Consider the following 17657-nt stretch of genomic DNA (forward strand, 5'->3'; position numbering starts at 1 on the left):
TCTCACAAGGTATGTTCGTTTAATTATTTTAGACGTTCTACGTCACGGGCAATCATTAACTCTTCGTCAGTTGGTACTAATAGAAGCTTGATTTTTGAATCATCAGTTGAGATAACTGCTTCTTCACCGTGTACATTATTTTTGTCATCATCGATTTCACAACCAAACCAAGTCATGCCATCAATAATATCTTTACGAACGTCAACTGCATTTTCACCGATTCCAGCAGTAAAGACAATCGCATCAACGCCATTCATAACAGTGACATAGCTACCAATGTATTTACGAATACGATCGATAAAAATGTTGTATGCTGTTTGAACTTCAGGTTTATCTAAGTTTGATTGAATATCGCGCATGTCGCTTGATAAACCATTTGTTAAACCTAATAAACCAGATTTTTTGTTTAAAATATCAACCATGTCTTGTACATCAGTCAAGCCAAGTTTTGTCATTAAATAAGGCAATAGTGACGCATCAACATCCCCTGAACGAGTCCCCATTGTAACGCCAGCAAGAGGAGTGAAGCCCATTGATGTATCGACTGATTTACCACCATCAACTGCAGTGATTGAAGCACCATTACCTAAGTGACAAGTGATAATTTTTAAGTCTTCAATTGGACGACCTAACATTTCTGCAGCACGTTGAGAGACATAACGATGACTAGTTCCATGTGCCCCATATTTACGTGCAGCAAATTTTTCATAGTATTCACGCGGTACACTATATAAATAGTTGTGTTCTGGCATTGTTGTGTGGAACGACGTATCAAAGACTGCCACGCTAATGATTTCTGGTAAGATATGTTTAAATGCTTTAATCCCCATTGCATTCGCTGGGTTGTGTAAAGGTGCTAATTCAGATAAAGCTTCAATTTTTTCTAATACTTCGTCTGTAATAACAACAGAATCTTTAAATTCTTCTCCACCAGCAACTACACGGTGACCAACACCAGTAATTTCATCATAAGAACCTAAAATGTTTAAGTCGATTAATTGGTCTAGTAACATTTTTACTGCCACTTCATGGTTATCAATATCAACAATTACTTCATATTTTTGTCCTTCACCATATTTAATTGTGAAGATAGAATCTTTTAAGCCAATACGTTCAACGATTCCTTTAGCGATCACTTCTTCATTTGGCATTTGGTATAATTGCCATTTTAAACTTGAACTACCTGCATTAATTGCAATTGTTTTAGACATAATTTTCTCCTCTTCGTTACTATTTTATTTTAAATTTGAAGCTTTCCAAGCTTCAAATTGTTTAAAGAACTCCGTTACTTTATTGATATCTTTCAAAGAGGCAAGTTTTGCTAACAAAACTTCCTTCACTTGCTCAGCATCTGCACCTTTGTTTTGAACAAGCAAGATACTTTTACGTGATTGTTCTGACTTAAACAATTCATCAGGTAACTGTATCATTCCTTGTAAATAGACGTTTTTTGTCAACCAATTTTTAAAGAATTCACTTTGCTCAGTCTCTAAAATATTGGTCGGGATTAAGAATAAGCCAAACCCTGCTGGCTTCACGTATTTCATAGCTTGCTCCATTAATAAATGATGCGCATAACTATGGCCTTCCTCCGCAGCAGCAGCAAATCCCTTTGCTCGCTCATCATTTGGATAATAGCCAATCGGCAAGTCACTTAATGCTAAATCAACTGGATCCAATAACAAATCTTGCAATCCGTCTTGATGGAACAACTGAATATTGGCTTGTGACCAAGCATTGTTCACAGAAGATACTGCCAAAAGTGTTTCATCGATATCCACACCATAACCAGAAACTTTGTAACCAGCTGTTTCAAGGTTCAGCAGAACCGTTAACAGTAAATTTCCCATTCCTGAAGCAGGATCTAAAATTTTTAATGGCTCTGATTTATTTGTTAATTGTTCTACTAAATAAACAAACAAAAAGCCAATACCGTCTGGTGTCAATTGATGATTTGCTTGAAGCTGCTCTTTTCTCGTTCCTTTTAACAAAAGTAATTGGGACAAGCGTCGCACATCTTCAGGAGCTAAATCAATTTTTTTAATCGTATGATACAGCGTTTCTAATTGTTTCACTGTCTCTGGATTAGGTACTCCGTCAAGTACTCGTACTTGAAAATCATCTAAAATATTTTCACCATTTTCAATATACGCATCTAAAAAAGAAGTATCCAATGACTGTTGCAATAACTGGATTGCTTGTTCCATTGGCTCGAAAGCCTCTTCAATTTTTTCTGGGAACAAATTAGCACCTCTATTCTATTCAAAATGTAACAACTTCCATACCTGTTTTATTTTAACGAAAAAAGAAAGAATAATCAATGCCTTTACTGTCTTTCTTCTAAAATCTAATAATTTGTAGAAAAACAACGCTATTCCAGTATTGTTTCCGCTTTTTTTTGATGAGAAACTCTCTCTTGATATTGGTATTTTCGACCAGATTTGTTTAATAAAACAGTTATTCTTAATTGTTCATTTTTGTATGTATAATCGAGGGTCACTTGCGCGTATACGAGCCTTTCTTCTGTTTTTAACTTTCGTCTATTTTGTTTAACATCTGCAAGAAATAAATGAAGGATACTTTTCCCTGCATAGTATTCCTGGGTAGCTTGCGTAAATTTTTGTGTTAACTGACGTTCTTCTAGTAACTGAAGGGCGAGAAAACTCATCAAATAAACAAAGGCCATGGCCGTGAACAATAAGTTTCCTGAATATTTTTGCCTCATTAAAATTCTCCCTTTATCGGAAAAAAACTATCAAATGTTTTTCCAGAAGTAAAAGTAACTTCCAAAGTAAACGATTGTCCTTCATTTTTAAACTGTCCATTTTTGATACCAATTAACAGCGGTTGATAGCCTTTACCATTGACTCGCTTAATAATTTTATCTTCTTTGATTTGAATTGAAATAGTCTTGTTTGTTTCTGAGTCGAGGAAAGAAATCTCTTGAGCAGAGCCTGTTTGGAAAACGAGCTTTTGACATTCTTTTTCTAATTGAATTAAAAAAATATGCCAGGATTTCGAATCATTGTTTTTCAAATATTGATTTCCGATAAAACTTTGTTGAATCATCAACTGAAACAATTGACACATACAACTTAAAACGACTAGTGCTACTAAACACTCTAATATTGTAAAACCCGCATATTTTTTATTGACCAATCAAAATCGCTCCTCTTGAATCTGTGACTTTTAGTATCCTTCTTCCCTCGTTCTCCATCAAAGAAAATCGGTAAGTTTCTCCTTGATATATCCGCTCTTTGAAACGTAAATCACCCGTCTGCTCTAAAAATAAAATTGCTTCGTATCCTAGACGAGTGCGCGTTAATTCTTGCTCCCGTTGATAATTTTGCTGAATTAATTGTGTAATAGCCAGGGAGAATATCCCTGCTACCACACATACAATACTAAAACTAACGAGACTCTCTAATAAAATAAAACCGCTATAAATAGTTAATTTTCTTCGTATATTTGCCACTCCCCATCTGAAATTCCGTAACAATTTAAGGAACAAAAACATCATACAATACGCATTAAATAGCTGTTTTGTCATTTTTGATAATCTAAGATATGTAAATAATACCGCAAATCTGTGGTAAATTTTGTGGTAAAAATACACGTATGAGTATTTGACATTTTATTGAGTTTAGAATACGGCTAACTGAAATAGTTTGCCTACAAGGCGACTACGAAAAAAAGACCTTATTCTTAAAAGAATGGAGGTCTTTTTTGTATTATAATAATAAGCACACCAACTGACTTTTAGGCTTTTGTTTCAATTTTGTAAGTCAATCGTTAGATATATCAATGGATAAGTAGAATATTTCATTCTATTCTCTTTTTGAGGTGAATATAATGAAAAAAATAATTAAACATTTTATGAAACCTGTTGAAATTTTTGAAACATTAGATGATGACATTGGGATGTTTTTAATCATTTCTATTTGCACAGCTCTGATCTTTACTTTCTTTAGTAAATAAAAAATGTGTTAAATAAATTCTCAGATACTTTCCGCAGTATATCAAATTAGGAAGTCAAAAATATCTCAAAAGAATTGACTTTTCATACAACGTATTTTTATGGATCATACAGGACTCGAACTGCAGTGCAAAAAAATCAAGCTTTTTTAAGCGGCTTATTTCCTATGCTGAACTGGAGATAAGCCGTTTAATTTTTGCTTAATTCTACTATATGCTATACCAGTAAATATATTCGTGCAAAACCTGAATAAATTGTTTAATAAATTCAAACTAAAATAAAAAACTGAAACAAATTACTACAAAGAAATAATGTCCTTTACTAATTTTGCAAATTCAATATCCCCATTAAATGGATGAACATATTTGTAGAATTCCCCACCATTTTCTAAAAAATAGTTTCTGTTTTCGTGTTCCAATTCTTCTATTGTTTCTAGACAGTCTACAACAAACCCTGGTGCAACAATTAATATATTTTTAATACCTTTTGATGGTAATTTTTTCAAGGTATCATCAGTTGCTGGTTTTAACCATTCAGATGGCCCAAATTTCGATTGATAGGTTTGATAATAAGGAATATCTCCTAATTTATCCATTATTAATTTTGTTGTTTTAGTACATTCCTCCGGGTAGTTATCCCCATCTTTTACATAAGACATAGGAATTCCGTGGTATGAAAAAACGATAGCATCTATTGGACTTTCATTCAAAGCTTCATTTATTTTTTTTGAAAAGTAACCTATATACTGTGGATTATTGTAAAATGATCGAATAAATTTAATATCCACTATCCTATCACTTTTTATAAAATAATTCATAACGGAATCAAACACTGATCCTACCGTTGTCCCAGAGTATTGCGGATACATTGGTATGACATTGAGTTCTTCAATCTCTTTTGATAATAATGTATCTAGAGCAGTTTCTATACTCGGTTCACTGTATGACATTCCAATTGTAACTTCCACTTCTGGACATATATTTTTCAAATTTTCCATTTGTTTCTCAGTATATTCCAAAAGAGGAAATCCATTTTCAGTACAAATTTTTTGATAGAGTTTTGCTGATTTTTTTGGACGTATATTCAAAATAATACCGTTCAAAATCGGTTTCCAAATTATAGGATGTATTTTTATTACTCTTCTATCTGATAAAAAAGTTTTTAAATACTTCCTTACTTCCGTCTTGGAAGAATCTTTTGGTGTTCCTAAATTCACTAAGAGAATTCCTGTTCTTTTCAAAATAATTCACTACCTGTCTAATTCTATTATCGACCATGATGAATTCGAACCATCGACCGAATGGTCATGAGCCTTTTGCTCTAACCAGCTGAGCTAATGGTCCAAGTAATAACTAGCTTATTGGGGATAAAATAGTTCTTACTGGTTATAGCTTAATATATAATAATTTTACTTTACTGATTTTCAATTTTCAACAAAAAAACGACCGTCTTATTGAGAAAAGGCGGTCTGCGTAAAAAATAAGAGTTTAAATATGTATCAATATTTTACAATATCTATTTTTTTAGTTCAATATTTTTATGTAAAAAGATGCCGCCTCATTGGGGAAAGGCGGCAAGAGGTAGTAATAAAATGAAAAATAAAATTGTTTGGTAAAGATATTTTACCGCTTTCTTTTTTAAATTTCAAGTTTTCATTTTACAAAACAATTGTATTTTATTTATAATTCAAATATACAATTATAAATAAACACCTACTAAACATACACAACTTGGGGAAGTACTGTGCGTCTTCAGTAGGTGTTTTCTATATACACATGATAATTTCGTTTTAACTACTATGATAAATTCGAACAATCAACCGAATGATTACGAACCATTTGCTCTAACTAGCTAACAATTTTTAAATAAAAATAACAGATCCTTTAACACGTAAAGAATCTGTTTAGAAAAAAGAGCATGCCATAAATCCTTGTCTTAAGTTTAACACAAAGACCCTAATCTAAACTAGGGTCTTTTAATTGATACATCGATAATAGTTTCTCATAACTAATTACTGTTTTTTCTTTTTTGTTTTTTGGCTTAGAACTGTCTATAATGTTAATTACTGCTGAATTAATTAATAAAACAGCTATTATACCACTTCTAATTTCTTTTCTGTAAATAAATGATACTTTCTGTCCTTCTTCAAACTGTTTACTTTTATCTGATGGTATAACTTCTTTCCATTTTCCAAATCCCATATGATGATCTCCTTTCGTTTTCAACATTCAGAGCCTATCAATTTAATCTTATAAAAAAAACGTTCCAATTAAATTGGAACGTTTTACCAAAACCTTTATTATGCTTTAAAAATATTAACAGCTTGCATACCGCGCTGTCCTTCTTCAATATCAAAAGTTACTGCTTGTCCTTCTTCTAATGACTTAAAACCATCCGCTTGAATTGCTGAAAAATGAGCAAATACATCATTGCCATCTTCACCTGTAATAAATCCAAAACCTTTGTCTGAGTTAAACCACTTTACTGTACCGTTGTTCATATATGTTTCCTCCTTGTGCATACCCTGTATGCGATTTGTTGCAAAAAATGTTTGATAAGCAAAAGGAGAATTATAGTCTTATGTATAGCGCTCTCGTTACATGTCAAAATTGATTACTTATTTATAATACCATACTACTTCATATAAAGCAAATGAGTGTATTAAAACATGATGGATCAATACTATAAAAAGGTTATAATCCATCTACTCTAGACATGAAATATAAATATAAATATACGATACAAAAAACCCCCTTGCACAATTATGATACAAGGGGCCTGTAGTCTTTTACTACAAGTAATTGCTTTATTATTCTAGCAAATTAGTTTTGTTAATTCAACCAATAAAATTATTCACAACTTATTAACATTATTAACAAAATTGTGTTTGGCTTTAAATTAGAACTGGGATATTAAGGAATATCGCTAAAGTAGCTGTACTACAATTTTCCACTTATTTAAAAGGAAACTGTTCTCAAGTAATAGTAGCTTAGAAATAGGCTAATTCTATTTTTTATTAGGATAAATTCCGTACACATTATCCTTTTCATAAATTCAAGCTTAACCTTGTTATAAAAAAAGAAAATCGGTTATGATTAACAAGTAAAATCTAAAAAAACACCTACCGCACAGACAACTGCTTGGGGAAGTACGTGCATCTGTGGTAGGTGTTTTCTTATGTAATACAATAGCTTTAAACTAAGATACGTATGAGTAAAATTAAAATGCTCCTACCTAAGGACTTGGCATAAGATAGGAGCACCTCTTTTCTAAATCGAAAAGAGTCATAATATGAAAAGGTGATTCTATTGTAAATGAGGTACCTCTAAATTTCAACCGATTTTGCAAAAAATCAATAGCTCAATGTTTGACCAGGATAAATCAAGTTAGGATTTGCTAATCCGTTTAATGCAGCTAAGGTTTGATAAGTCGTACCAAGCTTAGCTGCAATGCTTGATAAATTATCACCGTATTGAACTGTGTAAATGTTGCTTACTACTGATCCATTTACTTTCAAAATTTGGCCAGGGTAAATAAGATTTGGATTTGTCAATCCATTTAATGCAGCCAATGTTTGATAGTTTGTTCCGTATTGATAAGCAATGCTTGATAATGTTTCGCCGTATTGTACCACATGAGTCGCTTCTGGTAGTTTATCAGGAACAGTTGCCGCATCTGGCAATAATTCAATATCGCCTTTGCTGATCCATGACAAGATACCTTCAAGCAATACTCTACTCTCAGTTACTTCTTGTACTATATAGCTGTTTCCTTTTACCCAATCTGGAATAGCTTCGCCTGTTGCCCAAGCATCTACATTAAATTTCACTTTGACGGTATCGCCAACTTTAACATCAGAATTAGGTATTTTTTCAATTTCTTCGCCTGCATCTGTTGCTGGCGTGTCCGTTTCTGGTTTATTGGTATCTGTATAACCACTATCCGTAATTCCTATTAAATCTACGTTACCATCTAACCCACCTGCAATATAAGTGGATGTAAATTGCCAAATACCAATGCCCTCCATACTTGGGAAATAAGCATACAATGGTTCTGGCGTTACTTCATAGCTAGGATAAGCAGCAATCCATAAAGAGTTAGGGAACTCTTTAATAATTCGCTGATAGTCCACATACTGCAACGTAAAAGGCTTGTATGAATAATACATTGGTGTATACCCTGCTTGTTTAATACGGCGCATACCGTACAGGATTGTTTCCGTATTTGCGTTTACGTCAGAACTAGCACCATGCTCAAAGTCTAAAGCAACGATGGAATTTTTAGGCGTTTGAATACGTGGTAAGAAGTAATCCATTGTTGTTTTTGCAATATCCATGTTTCCCCAAGTGTCATACCAAATATAGGTATGCGCACGTTTACCTTGTGCAATAGCACTCGCTACTTGTGATTTATATGTGTATTGTTCATAAATACCGCTAGCATTGTAGCCACCAATCTGGGCAATAGCGAATTTATCATGTGCATAGCCAAAACGGCCTTGTTCGCCTTGATAAATCGCCCAGTCAACGCCTTGATCACCTTTTGCAGCGAATACATTTAAAGGAGTAACTGCTACCAACGCTACAATAATCAACGTTACAATTTTTTTCATAAAGACACCTTCCTATTTTTTATTTTTTAAATTTTTTATGAAATCTTCAAATAGCTCCGTAACTACTCCCATCTTCTGATAGTTCTCAAATATCGATTTAATTTCCATCATCAGATAGCCAACATACAGAACATATAATAGCCCCACACCAGCGCCACCAGGTACTAACGGTGCTAAGGGAATGAAAAAAAGCAGCAAGACAATACTTGCTACTTTCCTTAATATTCCGTTGATCCCTATTTTACTTTTAAACTCAATTTCTGGATTTATCTTGGCTGCGATAGTGCCGCTAATAAAATCAATAGTCATTGCAATACAAATCAACATTAAAACATATACTGCTTTATAATCTGGGTCTGCTACAAAACGCTCCAAAAAATCAAATAACGCCAAACCTACTTACCTACTTTCCGACAATTTCTTTCGCTTCTTTTTCTGTAATGCAAAGTGGGACAAACTCCATTACTTGTTCATCTGTAAAACAGCCCCAGTCATACATCATTTTAATGTCATCAAATGTAAACATTTTATTCCACTCCTTCTGCTAATTTTTCGTTAATTTCTTTTACCTGATTGGTTAATTGATTAATCGCAAGCATTGATTTTGCACTAATTTGCGCAAAATTATCTGCTTTTTTCGTTACTTCTGAAAGCTCTTTTTTTAAATTCACGTCATTAACCATGAGTTTTGAATTCAATTGTTTTAATTCCGCATTTTCGGCTTGTAATACCTCAATGTCGGTTGGTGGTGTTGGCTCTGGTTGTGGTGCATTTTCTGGATCATGAATCAATTGTGCGCCATCATAACGCCAATTCATAAAATCAAACGGTTCTTTTTTCACTTCAAGCTCAACATTATCTGGTTGTTCCATTGTAGAATAACCTTCTAAATAGCCAATTCTATTTTCAATCCAAATTTTCATAGCTAACTTTCTCCTTTCTTAAATTGCATACACCCGTGTCAATACAAAAGTTTTTGAAGCAGTATTATTATTTTTATGGCCTAAAATTTGCGTATTGCTTATATAAATATATTTGTTGTATTTTGCTCCATTCAATGTTTCTAAATGATGAACAACCGCACGACCTCCAAATTCCACTATATGCGTTTTTGGAACAAATACATAGTTCAAATCCCAATTGTCTCCTAGGCTTGTACTTGTGTTATATGGTTGATATAAAAATAACCAGCCAGAAAGACATTGATCCAATGGTAAACTCGGATTAATTGATTGATTTTCCCCCATATACCATGCTCCTGACCAAACTTTTTTACCTACATTTAAAATATTTGTTTCAGATAACTTATTTAGTAACTTTTCAAGACTATCAAAATTTTCTTCAATAGCTTCTGCTCCGTTCTCCATCCCTCGATAAATTCTGGTTAATTCCATATTCTCAACATCCTTTCTATATAATTAAATCAAACACTATGGATCGACTATTTTTTTCATCTATAAGTAAATATTTATATTCATTAATTTTTACTGGTAAAAATTCCGTTGTATAATCCAAAGGAATAGATACAATGCACTCTGAAGAATTAACATGTCTTACAGTGCTTTGAATTGATTGAGAAGCACTACCGCCAAATAACCCTGTTGGTTCTGTACCTAAAGGCAGTACACCTATACCATGTGTCCAAGTACGAACATTAACGACTGGTTGAGCTCCTAAATTGTGAACAATAGTTACATCAAAACCAACTGGAATTACAGAAGCAATAATATTTTCAAAATATTCTAGCCGTTCATCCAACGTTTTAAAATTCCCCAAACGTTCACTACTTCGAGCATCGATAACTTCGCTATCTGTTGTAGCATTTGCGATTACATCTTTAAAACGTTCCTCTAAATTGGTTTGACGTTGTTCTACTTTGGATTGGCGTTTTTCTGTATTTTCAGAAATAGCCTTTATTTTATTAAATAAAACACTGGTATACTCCATCATACGAGCTAAAGATTCTCGAACATGTCGTCGATACATCTTTGTTCGAATCCACAAAGCGAACGTTTGAGAAATAGGATCAATCACACCGTTTTTTATTTCATCTTGCACCTCATCGACATCGGTCGGGTCTTGATAATCAACTGTTGTATTTGGTTCATTTGTTGGTCGAGTATCCTTAAATTCTTGTGCCAACCGTCTCACCTCTCTTATTTTTCTAATTTCTCTACGCGCTTAATTAAATCGTCTAACGCCTTTTTCATCTCAGTTTGAGCAGTACCTACAGATTCGACTGTATTTGTTAAATCACTTGCTAATTGTTTAAAGGCTTCCGTCGATTCTGTCACGGTTGTTGATAATTCACTGGTTAAGTCTTCCAAAGAACTAACTTTACTACTTTGAACAGATAAATCATTGTCAAATTCTTCCTGTCTTTTTATCAACTCTGATATGTTTTGAACTCCTGCCGTCGCAAATTTTTTTACGTTTACTAAATTGGATTGAATAGCTTTTATTTCGTTTTGATAATCGGTCAGTTTTTTCTTTTTCGAACCAATAGTCAAAGTAACCTTTTGCGGTTCTAAAATACTAAATTTTTTCTCAATCACTTGTAATCGTTCTACAGCATAAATAAATTGATTATCTACTTTATAACTGTTTCCTAAAGTGATTAATTCATACCGTTTATCCAATAGCCCTAACTCAATGGCTTCAACTGTCCAAGTTACCAGCATCAAGCTTTGGTCTTTTAGCCATTGCAACCCTCGACGTTTTAAAATTGATGGGTCTTTGACATTTGAAAATTCTACAATACCCGTGTTTAATCCAAATTTTTTGATTAACGCTTCATCATCAAGGTAATTCTTACCGCCATTTACTTTTTCGATGGTGTATTTAGGTCGTGAAAAATCTGTTCCCACTTCAATATCAGTATTTGACGTATCTTCAATATCTTGACCGACGGGCACAATCCTTGTAAACAATTCAGAAATATCAATATCTCGAGTAGCACTTTTTAGATTTTTGGTTAACTGTAAAGGAGTTTCACTGTTCACACCATAATTAGATAGATAATCTAAATAATTTATATTTCCAACGCGTCGAAGTGTTAACGTACCGCCCAGCCTATCCAACAATTTTTCTTTAATGGTATCCGCTGTACTTTGATAGCCTAATCCTCTTAGCAAGTCCCCATTATCTACAACATTCACTTCACCAAGCCGAAACTGCTTATGCGCTTCAACTTGTTTATTGTGTGCATCGAGTATTTTTTGTAAATAAGCAGATACAGTCATCCGTGTTGGTTTCATATAGGTTTGAACAGAATCATATAAAAAAGCTTTCTCATCCTCCGCTAAAAGAGTTTGAGAAAAGCTTCCTGATGCTTCCATTTTATTCGTGATTTTAGCAACTCTACCATAAAAAATTTCTTTATTTCTTGTAACATCCAGAATCTGGATAAAGTGAATAATCGGCTCAATCTTTTGATAGTATTTATTGTTAATATTAAAGGTAAATTCAAAAGTAGAAATTCCTAATCCGTTAAGCGATAAATATACTTCACTATCTTTGATTTTCTCACCATAGCTATATGGCTCATGAACAATCTTTGGATTCTTTCTGTTCGGATTATCAAACAATAATACTCGATACATTAGACCATCACCTCACTAGACATAAAGAAAGAGATATGACCTTCGCCATAAATAGTTAAGTGGTTGGTCCCTCTTTTTAATTTAAAGAAATAATCTTGCGATTCGCCTTTCGGAACTTTTATTGTTGTTCCGTCATCAGTAGTTAATTGCATTGTAGACGTTGCCTTTATTGTTGGACTAGAAGCATTCGCTCCCATATTGATAAGAAAAATTTCTCTTTTTCCGTGAATATAGTAGCCTGTCCAATTGTCGGCGCTATCGTCTGTGAAATAGTCCTCGTCAAAGACATCGGAATAAGAAATATTTTCCCTTAAAGCAAAAGGATACACGTCAAATTCTACGGTTAACGTTAATGAATTACTTGACGAGTCATCTTCTGCTTTCACACTTTTGCATTTTCCATACCAGCGAAGCCCTGAACGTAACCAAGAATCATCAATGTAATCAATTCCATCCATCATCAACTCTTCTTTTACTTTCGCCTCTAATGCCTTTCGTTCTTCGTATGGCGTATTAGGTCGCCAAAAAGTAACAGTGACAATGCGATTACTAAAAATTCGTTCTCCTGTAAGCATGGAAAAATCATACTGACCTTGCATGAAAGGGATCTGTTCAATAATTTCCACTTCTTCCGCTGAAGGAGCATCGTGTTCAATAATGTAGAAACCATGTTCTTTGCTATTAAAACGACCTTTGGCCATATATTCTACAATTTCAATCAACTACGATACCTCCCATCTTGCTTTTGTTGTTCTGCTAAATTAAGATTCATTGGGCTACCTAGCGCTCCCACTACTTGGCCAGTATCCATCACGACAGTTAAATGTCGTATTTCTTCTAAAATTTCTACCATTTTTCCCATTGGCGTATTATCTATAGAGTGTTTTACCTCAATTGCATTTGAACGTTTCATCAAACGGCTATCCGTAATAGATTGATGAATACTTGAAATCATATCTTTTGCACTTTGTACGGCAACCGACGTATCTTCTCGAATACCTGCAGCTACACCTTGTGCAAGGAAAACACCAACATCATATTTCAATAGGCGTGATGGTGATTTAATTTTTGCTTTTTTCTGTGCTTCTGCATTAACGGCGGCTACTAAATTTTGCATAGCAGCCACTGCTTCGCCCTGACTTGCACGAATACCAGAAGCAACACCTCTAGCCATATTTGAACCTACAGGGCTCATATCTACAGAACCTGCACCCTGACTTACCGCATTTCCTAAAGACCTTCCAGCATTATTTGCAGGGGGTAACTGAGTTAAATATCCTTGAATTGTTGCCGCACCTAGCTGACTTCCAGAATTCTTCGCATTTCCTTTTTCAGAATTCATTCCAGCATTTGTCTGTTGAGCATTGCTTTTACCAGCATTTTTATGTTCATTACTTTTACTTCTTGTTCCAGAAGCAGCTGCACTACTATTATCAGCGGCAGCTTTCTTAGAATTAGATTTTTGCGAAGATTGACCACTATTCATCGAAGACATCAATTCTTTACCAACATTATTAAGTTGTGTTTTTCCAGAGTTTAATCCATCAATTAACTGGTTTTTCCCGTCTTGACCATTTCTAAATAAGTCAGGAGGCAACGCTTGTAAAGTATTCACAATGTCAGCTCTTGACATATTCGCCCACTTCGTTGGATCATTACTTTGCAATCCCTGAACCAGTCCGTTAGAGCCATCAATCCCTCGTTGACGTAGCATTCCTGCCAATAAAGCCATTTGTTGGTCAATGCTAGCACCATTATTTACATAAGATTGATAAATGCCTAAAAGCTGTTGGTCTGTAACGCCTTTAAGTTGTGCTAAATTATCAGCTGTCACTGCAATTTTATTTGCACCATTTTGTGAAATAATCGATAGAAGTTGAGCTCCTTGCTCTAATTCACTTTGTCGTATTTGAGCATTTTGCGTTTGTAATTGTGTAATTTGATTTTGGAAAGCTGCTTTTTCAGATTCTGTTTTTGCTTGGTTCTTTTGTGTTTCTAGTTGCTGAATTTGGGCGTTATTTTCTTGCACTTGTTGCGCTTGAATTTCCCCAAGCGTTCGCAAGCTTGTCAAAGTTTGTTCTTTTTCTTGCTCGCTTAATGCTTGTTTATTAGCCAACTTATTCATACCAGCCTCAACAAATTGTTGGTTCTGTTGTAATAATTGATCACGAATAATATTCGTTTGATTTTGCAAAGTAGCTCTTTGCTGTTCTGTCAATTCTTGACCCTCTACTGTTTTATTATTCTTCAATTGGTTAGAATAATCAGTATATACCTTCAATAAATCACTATTATTCGTTTGAACAGCTTTCATATACTGGCTTGAAGCATTGGCAAAAATCTTTTGCTTCTCTGCTTCTGATTTTCCTTCTGCCGCTTCAATTTGCTTGTTATAGGTTTCAACAGCCTTTTTCTGTTGTTCCTTTAAATTCGTAACTAAATCAAGTGTATTCTTGAAATAAGTTTCTACGCCAGCCGTACTACCATTTTGCTGTGAGAAAAGTTCAGTCATTGCCTGTTTAGCTTCATCAAGTTTTGAAGAATAATTTTCAACACTTGAAGAGGATTCTTCCATATTTAACGAAATTGCTTTAGTAGTGTCTTTGGACTTTTTACCTAATTCTTCGGTGCTTTTAGCAGCTTTTTTTAAGGCAGAATCAGAAAACATTGTATCCCAATCTTTTTCAATATCAGATAAGCTTTTCTTCATATCTTTAAATGCTTTATCAGCACCTTTAGAATCGCCTTTTAATCGTTTCCAAAGTCCTTTTACACCGTTTGAAATTGCCATTATTGCATTTACTACCGTTTTTCCTACAGTAACGATAGTACGTAAGCCATCTACAAAACCTGCTATTGCAAAAGTGACACCAACAATTGCGCCAATACCTAACCATTTAAATGTATTTCCTAATCCTTTTATTGTTTTAGTAACACTCGCAGAGCTAGGAAGTACACTTTTAAACGATTTTACTATTCCGCTAAAAGCAGTTTTCACGTAGCCTTGAATGTTCATAAAATTGGATTTCCAAGCTTGCACTACACCAACTATCGTAGCGGTTATTGCTACTAAAATTGCTGTTATGGGATTGCTCAACATAGCTCCTGTTAAACTAGCTATAGATCGTATACCCGTTACCGCAAATGTTCTAAAACCTCCACCTGCTTTTGAGGTGGCTACGCCAAGCCCTGATAAAACCGTTCCCGATTTGCCAGCTGCAGAGGATAGGTTTCTTAGCGACCCTACAGGATTAATAACAACAGAGGCAAATTTCGCTAATTTGCTGTTAGATAATTGTAAAGAAGCAGAAAAAGAACGGAAAAAGTTAGTAACTTTATTCCCTTCCCCTAGCATATTTAGCTGTCTTTGACTTGCTCGTAGATTTGCTCTAAATGTATCTAGCGTAGGAAAAAGACCTGAAATAGTCTCTCCTAACGTGGTAAATCTTGTTAATACATTTACATTAACTCCTGCGCTTTCAAGCCCTGCTAGATTTGATTTATATTTAGAAACAAACCCTTTTACAGCTTGTAATGCACTACCAGAGCCATTAACAATAGGTTTAATAATAAATTGCTGCCACTTGCTATCAATATTCCCTGCGGTTTCAAACATTGTCGAAATCGTTTTGCCGAAAAATCTTGTCATTTTCCCAAAAACTTTTAACACAGGGCCAGCAGAAGCGGCTAACGCAGCCATTTTCAAAATGAACTCTTGCGTTTTTGGATCAGCTGATGCAAAAGCTTCTGCCATATTTGCTAAAGCTTCAATCATAGGCTTAGCAGCACTTATCGCGCTATTTAATGCGGCTACTAATGGACCGCCAAACGTAATTGCTACATCATTTAATTGACCACGTAAAATCTTTAACTGTGATTCTGTAGTTCCGTATCGTTTACCAGCTTCTTCTGCTAGAGCTGTATTTTCGTTAAACGCTTCGTTACCTCGTTTTACAGCCCCTTCAAAGACATCACTTGCATTGGCTGCACGTAATAAACTATCACGTAATCTAACTTCTGTAATTCCCATATCGTCGAGCACTTTAATAGCTGATATTCCGTGTTTTTCCGAGTCTTTTAAGCCCTGGATAAATTCAATTAGTGCTTGAGATGGATTGCTTTTGAATAATTGTGCAAACTCTTCACTAGTTCGACCTGTTACATTTGCAAAATCTTCCAGACTACCTGATGCTTTGCTAGCTTCTTTATACATTTTCTTTAATTCTGAGGTAGGTATTCCCATTTGCTTAGAAACTGCCGTCAGTTCTTTTCCACCCCAGTTTACAGCATGCACAAAAGATTCCCAAGACACGCCTTGCTCTGCTACTGCTTGTTTCAGAGGCGCAAAAGCTTCAACTCCTGTTTCAGTTGCTAATTGCATTTGTACCATTAATCTAGAGAATGCCGATCCGCCCGCTTCGGCTTCTATACCAACAGATGATAACGCCGCCGCAAAACCTACAATGTCTCCTTCGGTCATGCCAATTTGTTTTCCTGCACCTGCTAAACGTAAGCCCATCTCTGTAATCTCTGATTCGGTAGTCGCTAAATTATTACCTAAGTCAACTATCGCTGAACCAAGATTGCTAAATTTATCTTGTGACATTTGCGTAATGTTAGCAAAACGAGCTAGGGATGTAGCCGCTGTATCTGCAGACATATTTGTTGATTCGCCCATATCGATCATTGTTTTAGTAAATCCGACAACTTTATCAGTTTTTATTCCTAACTGTCCAGCTGCTTCTGCTACTTTTGCAATTTCTTCATGACTAGTGGGTAATTCTTTTGCTAAATCTCTAAGGCCTTTTTCTAAATCATCATAAGAATAAATGACTTTACCGTTAGAATCGACCATCTCATCGTTGGTCTTTTTAACTCCAGTAAAGGCACTTTCCCATTTTACCGCTGCGGTTGTTACTGCGCCAACGGCACCCGCAATTGGGAGTGTAATACCTTTAGTCATCGAACCGCCGACTTTTTCAATGCTTTGGCCGATACTTGCGGTTTTATCACCGAAACTTTTCATCGCACCATTCACTGTATTCAAATTACTAGGAATATCAGAAGCATTTGAATTAAGTTTTTTTAGCGAAGACACAGCGCCATTCATCGCACTGGTAAAATTGTTATCACGTGCTGTAAGTATGGCTGTTACCGTTTTACTTTGTGTCACGTTGTTTCCTCCTTTCCTCAACAATTTTTCTTGCTTGTTCTAATCGACGAGCGTTTTCTTCTAGCTCACTTAGCTTTTCCACTTCTCGTTGCGAGATTTCCCCTCGCACATCGCGTTCAAGCTTTTCAAAGTCATAGACATCTTTCACTTCGTTAAAAATATAGCGTTGCCCTTTTTCATCTGGTGTTGTAAAAATACGTGTAGCTAATGCGTTAACGTATAGTTTCCTTTCTTCGTTAATTGCACGTAAATTTACAGCTTTTATCCGTAAATTAAATTCATAAGGAGTCATAC

18 protein-coding genes and 1 tRNA gene are annotated in these 17657 nt (G+C 34.8%); all 19 read right to left on the bottom strand.

Annotated elements, in window-relative coordinates; all coding sequences use genetic code 11:
• Window positions 1-23: 23 nt before the first annotated feature.
• Entirely contained in the window at window positions 24-1211 is a 1188-nt protein-coding gene (locus tag IGL36_RS08290; RefSeq protein WP_002398460.1) for an acetate/propionate family kinase, read from the bottom strand.
• Between the two features lie 24 nt (window positions 1212-1235).
• On the bottom strand, window positions 1236-2243 hold the full coding sequence (locus IGL36_RS08295) for a class I SAM-dependent methyltransferase (protein WP_002357063.1): 1008 nt from the start codon (window positions 2241-2243) through the stop codon (window positions 1236-1238).
• Window positions 2244-2371: 128 nt separating this feature from the next.
• The gene (gene comGG / locus IGL36_RS08300; RefSeq protein ID WP_002360027.1) at window positions 2372-2725 is read right to left on the bottom strand and encodes a competence type IV pilus minor pilin ComGG; all 354 of its coding nucleotides are present in this window, start codon (window positions 2723-2725) and stop codon (window positions 2372-2374) included.
• Window positions 2725-3159 carry a competence type IV pilus minor pilin ComGF gene (gene comGF, locus IGL36_RS08305; protein ID WP_002398461.1) on the bottom strand — a complete coding sequence of 145 codons (435 nt, stop codon included), beginning with the start codon at window positions 3157-3159 and terminating at the stop codon, window positions 2725-2727. The genes comGG and comGF overlap by 1 nt, the downstream gene beginning before the upstream one ends.
• A complete protein-coding gene (locus IGL36_RS08310) occupies window positions 3149-3520 on the bottom strand; it encodes a type II secretion system protein (RefSeq protein WP_181035210.1) in 372 nt (123 codons plus the stop codon). Before IGL36_RS08310 ends, comGF begins: the two co-directional genes overlap by 11 nt.
• A gap of 754 nt (window positions 3521-4274) precedes the next feature.
• The gene (gene hemH / locus IGL36_RS08315; RefSeq protein WP_002357056.1) at window positions 4275-5216 is read right to left on the bottom strand and encodes a ferrochelatase; all 942 of its coding nucleotides are present in this window, start codon (window positions 5214-5216) and stop codon (window positions 4275-4277) included.
• A gap of 29 nt (window positions 5217-5245) precedes the next feature.
• A tRNA-Ile gene (locus tag IGL36_RS08320) sits at window positions 5246-5319 on the bottom strand.
• 612 nt (window positions 5320-5931) lie between these two features.
• Entirely contained in the window at window positions 5932-6204 is a 273-nt protein-coding gene (locus tag IGL36_RS08325; protein ID WP_002378444.1) for a hypothetical protein, read from the bottom strand.
• A 71-nt stretch (window positions 6205-6275) separates the two neighbouring features.
• Complete coding sequence (locus tag IGL36_RS08330; RefSeq protein ID WP_002357053.1) at window positions 6276-6476, bottom strand: cold-shock protein; 201 nt, start codon at window positions 6474-6476, stop codon at window positions 6276-6278.
• Between the two features lie 852 nt (window positions 6477-7328).
• Window positions 7329-8588 (bottom strand): LysM peptidoglycan-binding domain-containing protein, encoded by a 1260-nt coding sequence (locus IGL36_RS08335; RefSeq protein ID WP_002381740.1) that lies wholly within the window; start codon window positions 8586-8588, stop codon window positions 7329-7331.
• Window positions 8589-8600: 12 nt separating this feature from the next.
• A complete protein-coding gene (locus IGL36_RS08340) occupies window positions 8601-8981 on the bottom strand; it encodes a phage holin family protein (protein WP_002378446.1) in 381 nt (126 codons plus the stop codon).
• A gap of 10 nt (window positions 8982-8991) precedes the next feature.
• Complete coding sequence (locus IGL36_RS08345; protein WP_002368228.1) at window positions 8992-9114, bottom strand: XkdX family protein; 123 nt, start codon at window positions 9112-9114, stop codon at window positions 8992-8994.
• Window position 9115: 1 nt separating this feature from the next.
• Window positions 9116-9511, bottom strand: coding sequence for a hypothetical protein (locus IGL36_RS08350; protein ID WP_002363385.1), 396 nt, complete (start codon window positions 9509-9511; stop codon window positions 9116-9118).
• A gap of 18 nt (window positions 9512-9529) precedes the next feature.
• On the bottom strand, window positions 9530-9982 hold the full coding sequence (locus IGL36_RS08355; RefSeq protein WP_002363384.1) for a hypothetical protein: 453 nt from the start codon (window positions 9980-9982) through the stop codon (window positions 9530-9532).
• Window positions 9983-9998: 16 nt separating this feature from the next.
• Window positions 9999-10739 (bottom strand): hypothetical protein, encoded by a 741-nt coding sequence (locus tag IGL36_RS08360; RefSeq protein ID WP_002363383.1) that lies wholly within the window; start codon window positions 10737-10739, stop codon window positions 9999-10001.
• A gap of 5 nt (window positions 10740-10744) precedes the next feature.
• Window positions 10745-12190 (bottom strand): phage tail spike protein, encoded by a 1446-nt coding sequence (locus tag IGL36_RS08365; RefSeq protein WP_002378447.1) that lies wholly within the window; start codon window positions 12188-12190, stop codon window positions 10745-10747.
• Window positions 12190-12912 carry a hypothetical protein gene (locus IGL36_RS08370; RefSeq protein ID WP_002363380.1) on the bottom strand — a complete coding sequence of 241 codons (723 nt, stop codon included), beginning with the start codon at window positions 12910-12912 and terminating at the stop codon, window positions 12190-12192. The genes IGL36_RS08365 and IGL36_RS08370 overlap by 1 nt, the downstream gene beginning before the upstream one ends.
• Window positions 12909-17363 carry a phage tail tape measure protein gene (locus IGL36_RS08375; protein ID WP_430609051.1) on the bottom strand — a complete coding sequence of 1485 codons (4455 nt, stop codon included), beginning with the start codon at window positions 17361-17363 and terminating at the stop codon, window positions 12909-12911. The genes IGL36_RS08370 and IGL36_RS08375 overlap by 4 nt, the downstream gene beginning before the upstream one ends.
• The gene (locus IGL36_RS08380) at window positions 17350-17655 is read right to left on the bottom strand and encodes a hypothetical protein (RefSeq protein WP_002364305.1); all 306 of its coding nucleotides are present in this window, start codon (window positions 17653-17655) and stop codon (window positions 17350-17352) included. Before IGL36_RS08380 ends, IGL36_RS08375 begins: the two co-directional genes overlap by 14 nt.
• Window positions 17656-17657 lie beyond the last annotated feature (2 nt).

It is taken from the genome of Enterococcus sp. AZ011 (assembly GCF_050548355.1).
GTDB lineage: Bacteria > Bacillota > Bacilli > Lactobacillales > Enterococcaceae > Enterococcus > Enterococcus faecalis.

Coding starts and splice junctions, on each gene's coding strand:
- IGL36_RS08365 (WP_002378447.1), bottom strand. CDS start 12,190: ATGTATCGAGTATTATTGTTTGATAATCCGAACAGAAAGAATCCAAAG.
- IGL36_RS08350 (WP_002363385.1), bottom strand. CDS start 9,511: ATGAAAATTTGGATTGAAAATAGAATTGGCTATTTAGAAGGTTATTCT.
- IGL36_RS08355 (WP_002363384.1), bottom strand. CDS start 9,982: ATGGAATTAACCAGAATTTATCGAGGGATGGAGAACGGAGCAGAAGCT.
- IGL36_RS08330 (WP_002357053.1), bottom strand. CDS start 6,476: ATGAACAACGGTACAGTAAAGTGGTTTAACTCAGACAAAGGTTTTGGA.
- IGL36_RS08325 (WP_002378444.1), bottom strand. CDS start 6,204: ATGTTGAAAACGAAAGGAGATCATCATATGGGATTTGGAAAATGGAAA.
- IGL36_RS08380 (WP_002364305.1), bottom strand. CDS start 17,655: ATGACTCCTTATGAATTTAATTTACGGATAAAAGCTGTAAATTTACGT.
- IGL36_RS08345 (WP_002368228.1), bottom strand. CDS start 9,114: ATGTTTACATTTGATGACATTAAAATGATGTATGACTGGGGCTGTTTT.
- IGL36_RS08290 (WP_002398460.1), bottom strand. CDS start 1,211: ATGTCTAAAACAATTGCAATTAATGCAGGTAGTTCAAGTTTAAAATGG.
- IGL36_RS08335 (WP_002381740.1), bottom strand. CDS start 8,588: ATGAAAAAAATTGTAACGTTGATTATTGTAGCGTTGGTAGCAGTTACT.
- IGL36_RS08310 (WP_181035210.1), bottom strand. CDS start 3,520: ATGATGTTTTTGTTCCTTAAATTGTTACGGAATTTCAGATGGGGAGTG.
- comGG (WP_002360027.1), bottom strand. CDS start 2,725: ATGAGGCAAAAATATTCAGGAAACTTATTGTTCACGGCCATGGCCTTT.